6 protein-coding genes are annotated in these 7,523 nt (G+C 63.8%); 3 read left to right on the top strand and 3 right to left on the bottom strand.

Annotation, left to right across the window (positions count from 1 at the left end; translation table 11 throughout):
- Positions 1–231: 231 nt before the first annotated feature.
- Positions 232–1,161 (bottom strand): hypothetical protein, encoded by a 930-nt coding sequence (locus AC5JJ6_RS33175; RefSeq protein WP_496046134.1) that lies wholly within the window; start codon positions 1,159–1,161, stop codon positions 232–234.
- Complete coding sequence (locus AC5JJ6_RS33170; protein WP_496046133.1) at positions 1,158–2,540, bottom strand: DUF4910 domain-containing protein; 1,383 nt, start codon at positions 2,538–2,540, stop codon at positions 1,158–1,160. The genes AC5JJ6_RS33175 and AC5JJ6_RS33170 overlap by 4 nt, the downstream gene beginning before the upstream one ends.
- Before the next feature lie 276 nt (positions 2,541–2,816).
- Between AC5JJ6_RS33170 and AC5JJ6_RS33165 the strand changes: the two genes are divergently transcribed.
- The 3 genes from AC5JJ6_RS33165 to AC5JJ6_RS33155 all read left to right on the top strand — a co-directional run bounded on the left by AC5JJ6_RS33165 (position 2,817) and on the right by AC5JJ6_RS33155 (position 6,530).
- Positions 2,817–4,100, top strand: a complete 1,284-nt coding sequence (locus AC5JJ6_RS33165; protein WP_496046132.1) for a methyltransferase domain-containing protein — start codon at positions 2,817–2,819, stop codon at positions 4,098–4,100.
- A 353-nt stretch (positions 4,101–4,453) separates the two neighbouring features.
- Complete coding sequence (locus AC5JJ6_RS33160) at positions 4,454–5,449, top strand: glycosyltransferase family 2 protein (RefSeq protein WP_496046131.1); 996 nt, start codon at positions 4,454–4,456, stop codon at positions 5,447–5,449.
- A gap of 220 nt (positions 5,450–5,669) precedes the next feature.
- Positions 5,670–6,530, top strand: a complete 861-nt coding sequence (locus tag AC5JJ6_RS33155; RefSeq protein ID WP_496046130.1) for an aminotransferase class IV — start codon at positions 5,670–5,672, stop codon at positions 6,528–6,530.
- A 346-nt stretch (positions 6,531–6,876) separates the two neighbouring features.
- On the opposite strand, the gene AC5JJ6_RS33150 is transcribed toward AC5JJ6_RS33155, so the two are convergent.
- Positions 6,877–7,523 (bottom strand): hypothetical protein (locus AC5JJ6_RS33150; RefSeq protein ID WP_496046129.1); only part of this gene is annotated, 647 nt, incomplete at its 5' end.

Below are 7,523 nucleotides of genomic sequence, written 5' to 3'. Positions count from 1 at the left end.
CGCCAGTCACAACCGATTCAGATGCCTCAAGCTGTTCCCGGATGGACACTTAGAGAACAGGCTCTAACACTATCCGATTTCCATATTTGGCCTTATCCCATCAACGCAGCGTTTCGGTCAAAACCACAGCGCCGTTGCGCCTATTGGTAGGAGTGATCCTGGCGTCGCTCTTCTGGCATCGTCAATCTTCCTGCTGGACCATAGGCACTCCGGTGCAAGCGGCGCGGTGGCTCACCGAGTCATTGCAAGGTCGGAGGTGAAGACCAGCGTGCGCCCGTCGATCGCTGTGCCGTCGTCATAAAGCGTCACTACCTGCTCCGGCAGGCGGGAGAGGTCGGAGGCGCGAAGGTAGTCGCGCATCGTCGTGCCGGTGCAGCGGGAATCGACATTGGGCGCCCCTCGCCGCGACGCCGCATCGCTGCGGTTCACGGTGCGAAAGTCGATGCTATAGCGCGCGAGACCGCTGGTATTCGGCACCGTCTCATGCAGCTGCGCGGCGGAGAAGAGGATGACGCCCCCCGGCGGCACCAGCAGCCGCAGGCCACGCTCCGAAATCCGCTCGGTCAGCTTCGGCTGCTCGCGCGTGTCCTGTTTGACGTGCTGCGCGGCGCTAGCGCGGCTCTTCGCATTCCATTCGTAATAGTTGTAAATTTCGGAGGTATTGCCCACCGCGCGGTCGAAATACTCCGGGTAGAAGGCAAGGCAGTTGCGCGCCTCGATCTCGAAGACCGGCAGCCACCAATTGATTTGGCAGGGCGGCGCCGAATACCAGGTGTCGCGATGCGCGTGGAAGGCATAGGCGATGCCGGAGGTGAGGTAATGCGTCGGATAGGCCGAGCGCAGTCGGGGCACGTCGAAATAGGTCTCGTCGGGACTGCCGCCGACGCCCTTGATGATCTCGGGCAGTAGCCGCTTGCATTCCGGGTGATGGATGAAGGCTGGTTTCAGCCGCGCCAGCACCGCCGCGCATTCCTCCATCGACAGCACTTGGTCGATGCGGCGAGGATCATGCGGCGCGAAGGCTTCTGCGATCATGCCGCGCGCCAGTTCAGCGAGCGCCCGCGTCGCCGGCATTGGCGAGTAGACGAAGATGTCGCCGTGATAGAGAGCCTCACGCCGCGCCTCATCGCTGCAATGGGCGTCATAATGGACGGTGCTCATGCCCGTGACCTCCGAAGATTGGCAGCACTGTCCGAAGCCGTTGCGCCGGCGGCAAATTGACTTACCGTGACGAGCAGCCCCGCCGCCTCCGCCGCGCGCGCCGCAGCGTGAATCTCAGCGAAGGGCAGGCCCGCCCGCTCCGCCATATCGAGCAGGCTGTGCCTGCCATCGGCGAGGTTCAGGACCCAGAGCAGCGCCATCTGCCCATAGTCCCGCCCCGCCGCTGCCGGCCCGGTGCCGCCGATTGGCGCATAAAGGCCACGCCGGCCGAGTTGCGGCTCGCCATAAGGCGCGGTCGAGACCAGGAGCCGATCCTCCTCGATCACCTCGGCGATGGCGGTGAGCGCGGCGAAGGAGCGCGCCAGATGCTCTGGCCGCACAAAGTCCAGGTTGTCGGCCGAGCTGTGGTATTCGGGGAAGGTGCCGTTCGGCGAGCGCATGAGGCAGCCGAGTGGGAGGTCAAAGCCGGGCGAGCAGTACTGCCGCTCATCATAGCCATAGGGCGAGAAGGGCAGCAGCCGGTTCTCCGGCGACTCATGCCGCAGCACATGCGCGGCAATGCGGTCGATCTTCGCATCGCCGCGGCGCGAGGCCTTGTAGGAGATAGGCCCGCCATCGCCGAGGCAGGTCAACACCAGCCCATGCGCGATCCGCCCAACCCCGTCGCGGTTCTGCGCCAGCCAGGCGACTGAGCCGATGGTGCCGGGGATGAAAAGGAAGCGCCAGCTCAACCGCCGTCTGCGCACCGCCAGCATGCGCGCGAGCTCGAGCCCGAGCGCGATGCCGGAGAGGTTGTCGTTGGCGAGCGACGGGTGGCAGCTATGGACGGAGACCAACACCTCCTCCTCGCTCTCCCCCGGCAGCAGGCATTCGCCATAGGAAAGAGATCCCTGTTTGAAGTCGGCATCGATATGGACCCGGTATGCTTCGTCGCACAAGCTTTCGCGCAGGCGGTGCGGCAGGCAAAAGCCCCAGCCGCGGCTGTAGTAAGCAGTGCGGTAGGGGATGAGCTCCGGCTGATCGGGGATGCTGTGCAGGTGGCGCTGCAGCTCGGCGAGCGGCAGTACCGCATCGATGGCGCGGCTGTACTGCAGCAAGTGAAGATTGTGGTTGGTGAAGTCTACAACTGTGGAGCCGTCGAGCCGGCGGATCCAGGCACTGCGCGGCACCCACTCGCGCGGCACTGTCCAGTCAAGGACTTGCGTGCCGCTTGGCACTTCGTGGATCTCGAGTGGGATGCGGGCGGCGACATAGCCGAGCGTCCTACGCAGGCCGGGGCCGGTGATACTGCGGCAGAGCGGAAAGAGTGCTGCGCAATGTGCATGTAGATCCTCGCCGCTCGCCGCTGCGCCCCAAGCAATCGTTCCGTCTTCGTTCATCTCAATCCGCATCCATTCCATCTGGGGTTCAGGACGTCCGGCAGCGCGATGGCAGTTTGGAGAATGAGATGGTCACCACGCACCTTTAACAATACGAACTTATTTCAATATCCGGTGAACCCACGACACTGAGATCTCCTCCCGAAACATTTGTCTATAGCCTGACCGCAAAACAGGGTGGCGGCCGTGCGAGCGCGTCAGCCAGGCAGGAGGAACGCACGTGACGACGACAACAACAGCCGCCACGCAGCGCGGCGCAACGAGGACCTGATCAGCATGGATGGGACCAGCCCCTCCCCGATCGCAGCCAGGCCCCGCGCCGCCTCGCCTGCCGCCCCCGCCTGTCGTTGCTGCGGCGCGCCGCTGCGCGAGACCTTCGCCGATCTCGGCATGACGCCGCTGGCGAACTCCTATGTCGCCCCCAGCGATGCGGCGCGGATGGAGCCCTTCTACCCGCTGCACGCCCTGGTCTGCTCCGCCTGCCGACTGGTGCAGCTGACGGAGTTCGAGAGTCCGCATGCTATCTTTTCCGAGTATCGCTACTTCTCCTCGGTGTCGGACGCCTGGCTGAGCCATGCCGAGACCTATGCCGAGCGCATGGTGGCGCGCCTCGGCCTTGGCCCAGCGACGTCTGTGGTCGAGGTCGCCAGCAATGACGGCTACTTGCTGCAGTACTTCGCCCGGCGCGGCATCCCCGTGCTCGGCATCGATCCGGCCGCCAATGTCGCCCGCACCGCCATCGCCCGCGGCATTCCAACCGAGATTGCCTTCTTCAGCGCGGCGACGGCGGCGCGCCTGCGCGTCAGCCACCCGCAGCCGATGCTGATGACGGCCAACAACGTCCTAGCCCATGTGCCAGACCTGCACGATTTTGTCGAAGGCTTCCGCATTCTGCTCGCACCCGGCGGCGTCGCCACCTTCGAGTTTCCGCATCTGCTGCGGCTAATGCAGCAGGGCGAGTTCGACACGATCTACCACGAGCACTTCTCCTACCTGTCGCTCCTCGTCGCCGAGCGCATCTTCGCGCAGCACCAGCTCACCGCCTTCGATCTGGAGGAGCTACCGACCCATGGCGGATCGCTTCGCCTTTTCGTCCGTCACGCAGCCGATCATCAGAAGCAGGTCATGCCGGCGGTTGAGGCGATGCGCAGGCTGGAGCTGCAATGCGGCTTGAATGGGCCAGAAGCCTACCGCAGCTTCGCCGAGCAGGTGGTCGACACTAAGGCCCGGCTGCTCGAGTTCCTGCTGCAGACCCGACGCGCGGGCCAGCGCGTCGTCGGCTATGGCGCTCCGGCCAAGGGCAACACGCTGTTGAACTACTGCGGCATCGGGCCGGAACTCCTGCCCTTCACCGTTGATCGCAGCCCCTACAAGCAGGGCCTGCTGCTGCCCGGCACGCGGATCCCCATCCGCACGCCGGAGGCAATTCTCGAAGCACGGCCGGATTATGTGTTGATCCTGCCCTGGAACCTCCGCGAGGAGATCGCCATGCAAATGGCCACCATCCGCAACTGGGGCGGCCGCTTCGTCGTCCCAATCCCACAACTTGAAATCTTTTAGGCACCCGCCAGGTTTGCTCTCGTGGCAGATTGCTCAATAGCGAAACCATCAGTGGCTCTGCACCTTTCGAACTAGTGCGGGCAGCGAGGCACTGATGCAGACGCTTTTCCTGGCGTCGTCCGCACCTCTTTCGGCCGGTACTCCCCGGCACCAGGGGCGGAGAAGCATCTCAGCATCCATCCTGACAACGCAGGCTATGCGGCCATGCCGGCGCTGATCGAGCCCTGAGAGTTCTGGTGCAAGCTGAGCGGTGGGTAGTTCACCGAGTTGTTGCCTATTCTCAACGAGAGGGTATTGGACGCGGCCGGTCTGCCATGCCCTCCTCCAAAATCGGATTGCGGAGATGATTTGCCATGGCACAGGTCTGTGCGGTGGTCCTCACTTATAACCGAAAGGAGTTGCTCGGGCGCTGCCTTGCTGCGCTAGCGGCGCAGACACGGCCCTGCGACCGCATCATCGTCCTCGACAATGCCAGTACTGACGGCACACCGGCCATGCTGGAGGAGGATTGGCTCGGCCTGGTCGAGGCGCATGTGCTGGAGCGAAATATCGGCGCGGCAGGGGGCTTCAATCTGATGATGCGGCTCGGCTACCAGACCGGCGCCGACTATGTTTGGGTGATGGACGACGACGTGTTGCCAGAGCCCGCTGCGCTCGCGCAGCTGATGGTCGCGGCGGCGCTCCTGGCGGAGCGGCAGGTGAAGCCGGCCTTCCTCAGCTCGGTGGTGCGGTCGCAGACCGGCGAGGCGATGAACGTGCCGGAAATCGACCGGCGACGGAATGCGCTCGCCTATGAGAACTGGCCGGCTCTGCTGGAGCACAGACTCGTGCCTGTCATCCGCACGGCGCTGGTCTCCGACCTGGTGCCGCGGGAGACGTTGGAGCGACATGGCCTGCCGATCGCGGGGATGTTCATCTGGGGCGAGGATACTGAGTTCACGCTGCGGGTGACGCGGGAGCGACCAGGCTTCATTGTCGGCGACAGCTGCGCGCTGCATCTCCGCCGCATCGCCGGCAACCTCGACATTCGCACCGAGAGCGATCCCGTGCGGGTCACCTATCATTTCTACAGGATCCGCAACGAGGTCTTTCTCAAGCGGCGATTCGAGGGCCGACGCGCGTTGCTGCGGCTGCTGCGACAGCAGGGCTTGCAGGCGCTCAAACTGGCCGTCTCCGGCGAGTTCCTCAAGGCAAGGATCATCTTGCACGGCCTGCTGGCCGGACTCCGTTTCGCGCCAGCAGTCGAGGCGGCGGATAGTCCCTTCACGGCCGTCCCCGTGCGTCGATTGCAAGGCGGGACTGGGCCGTCTCTGTCGTCCGCCAGCCGTGACCTCATGCCCGGATCCTGACAGCATGGCTGCGACTGCTGCAGTGCTTGCGGTGGGCGAACACGTCGTTCCTCGACGACGGTAGCGGCAGCTACGGTCTGCTCTCCCTGAACCAGGCTTCACGCCACATCACCTGGACATGACCATGACCCAGATATCAGCGCCTCCATCCAAGCCACACTTGCAACGCCCGCGCTGGATCTACGCCGACGGCCAGGTACGACCTTGGGAAGAGGCTGTGTTGCACGTTACGTCCGAGGCGTGCCAGCGCGGGATGAATGTCTTCGAAGGGCTGAAAGGTTTCTGGCAGCCGGACGGGCGCTTCGGCCTGCTCGCCATGCGGAGGCACTACACGCGGCTGAGGCGGTCTGCGGCGCTGATGCACATGCCCTTCGCCATGAGCTTCAAGGAGTTCGACGCGGCCTGCCACGCCATCACCGCCTGCCAGCGCGAGCCGGCGCGCACCATGTGGATCCGCGCCACCCTCTTCCTGACCGAAGGGCATTGGGGAGTCGGCGACAGGACGGATCTGGTACTGGCCGCCTACCACTACCCGCGCGGTGCACCGCCACGGATGGCGACCGGCGTCTCGACTTGGCGACGGGCCTCGGACAATGCCGTGCCGGCGCGTATCAAATCAGGCTTCAACTATCTCTCCGCCCGCTTTGCCAAGATTGAGGGACGCAGCCGCGGCTATCCGGAGATGGTTCTGTTGAACGAGCAGGGGCGGGTCGCCGAGTTCATCGGCTCCGGCCTGGTGATGGTGCGGGACGGGACCGTCTACGCGCCGCCGGCGAGCGAGGGCGCCTTCGAGAGCATCACCATCGACATCATCGCCGCGCTTTGCGCCGATCTTGGTATCGGCTTCGAGCGGCGGCCGATCGAGCGGACGGAACTCATCATCGCCGATGAGATCGCCGCCGTCGGCACGCTGAACGACATCACCGTCATCGGCTCCATGGATGAGCGGCCGATGGGCCCTTCCCCAGTACTCGACCGCATTCTGCTCCGCTACCTCGACGCCTGCGAAGGGCGGGAGCCGCATCCGGCGGTCGATCTCACTTTCGAAAGCGAAAAGCGAGAAGCTGCTTTTGCTTCCTAATTTACATGCTTGGTCTTCGGATCTAGCGGTTCGAGTTTGCTACAAAGCTCTGCGGCTGTGCCGTCCGAGCCCTGCAGCTGAAGGTGTATGGTGTGATCGCTGAAGCGAGGTACTCCGCCTGCCAGGCGGGTAGCTTCTACGCTAGCGATTGATCCCCTTTTTCAAGGGTGGCTGAGCGGTGTGCCCGAGCGGATGTGCTGTCGATCGGCAGTACCTCGCCCGCCATCGCGTCAGCCAAAGCTTCTTGTATCCCGCCGTAGGTTCGGCCATCGGTTGAGCCATGGTAGCCGGTGTAGATTTCCTGCGGTGAGCCGTAACGGCCCAGTCTGTTCGGCGCACCCGTAGATCAATGCACTGAGCGCGCTACCTTCCGATCGCGCTCACGGTCGGCAAGCGCCAATATGCCGCGTTGTGCCGGCGTCTCGATAAAGCGCCAAGCAGCCCAGCCCAAGGCTTGGCTGGCAGCGAAGCCAATGACCATCAGCAGCAATCGCAGGGCTAACTCAGGCTGGCTGACTCTCAATATGGCGACAATAGCAGCCTCGATGAAAACCCAGGAAATATACGTACCGAAGGACGCCTCGCCAAGGCGCATGATCAAATCCGGGCGCGCCGGGGCTAGTTGATTATGTCCACCGAGCCAGATGGCCGGGATCAACGCTGCCAACCCGATGACGGACAGCGCATCTTGACCGAGTAGCAAACCAAACGGCAGGGCCGTTACCCCGGCTTTTGCCAGGATCACTGGGATGTAGCCTGCTGCGGTAATGCGGCCAAGCAGCAGGCCCAGACCGAACTCTAGGCCAAAGCGAACCAGACCGAGATGAAGGGTGAAGTTCAGTCCAACCCCTGACTTGAGTTCCGACAGTGTCCAGAGACCAAACAAGGCTACGCCGGTTAAGCAAGCGCATGTAACGACTGAGAGGCGTGTCAAGCCGGGCAGAAGCAGAGGTAGTGCCAGATAGCCCGCCCATTCCGCTGACAGCGCCCAAC

This window comes from Skermanella sp., assembly GCF_059503625.1.
Note: the sequence above shows the minus strand (reverse complement) of the source record. Positions and strands in the feature narration are given on the sequence as shown.

Bases quoted from the DNA above. Each gene is read 5' to 3' on its own strand.
- AC5JJ6_RS33165 (WP_496046132.1), top strand. From the start codon at position 2,817: ATGGATGGGACCAGCCCCTCCCCGATCGCAGCCAGGCCCCGCGCCGCC.
- AC5JJ6_RS33160 (WP_496046131.1), top strand. From the start codon at position 4,454: ATGGCACAGGTCTGTGCGGTGGTCCTCACTTATAACCGAAAGGAGTTG.
- AC5JJ6_RS33170 (WP_496046133.1), bottom strand. From the start codon at position 2,540: ATGAACGAAGACGGAACGATTGCTTGGGGCGCAGCGGCGAGCGGCGAG.
- AC5JJ6_RS33175 (WP_496046134.1), bottom strand. From the start codon at position 1,161: ATGAGCACCGTCCATTATGACGCCCATTGCAGCGATGAGGCGCGGCGT.